The sequence below is a fragment of the Alkalihalophilus lindianensis genome, from assembly GCF_032843265.1.
Classification (GTDB): Bacteria; Bacillota; Bacilli; order Bacillales; family Bacillaceae_D; genus Alkalihalophilus; species Alkalihalophilus lindianensis.
Genome location: NZ_JAWJBA010000056.1, coordinates 1 through 430, shown reverse-complemented (window position 1 = coordinate 430; position 430 = coordinate 1). Strand labels below are relative to the sequence as shown.

The following is a 430-nucleotide window of genomic DNA, read 5'->3' as shown; positions in this document are numbered from 1 at the left end:
ATGACTTACATTTGGATTTGAACATGCTAAAAATGAAGCTCGGAAATGAATATATCATTATTCTCCGCATGCATTACCTAGTAGCGGAAAACTTTAAACTGGATGCCTTTAAAGGGTTTGCCTATGATTTTTCAAAACATGAAGACATTCGTGAGCTTTATCTGATTAGCGACTTGTTAATTACTGATTATTCATCCGTATTTTTTGATTATGCCAATTTAAAACGGCCAATGATTTTCTTTACTTATGATTTAGAGGAATATAAGGGTGAAATCAGAGGCTTTTACTTTGATTTTGAAAAGGAAGCTCCGGGCCCTTTAGTCAGTACTACCGAAGAGGTGATTGCAGCAATAAAGGATCTTGAAACAACTAAAAACGATCAACAGCTGCCAAAAGAATTTTATCAGCGCTTTTGCTATTTGGAGGATGG

The 430-nt window shown here is 35.3% G+C and carries 1 protein-coding gene; it reads left to right on the top strand.

The window, feature by feature from the left end:
- A partial coding sequence (locus RYX56_RS21260; protein WP_317123979.1) for a CDP-glycerol glycerophosphotransferase family protein occupies nucleotides 1–430 on the top strand: 430 nt, incomplete at both ends.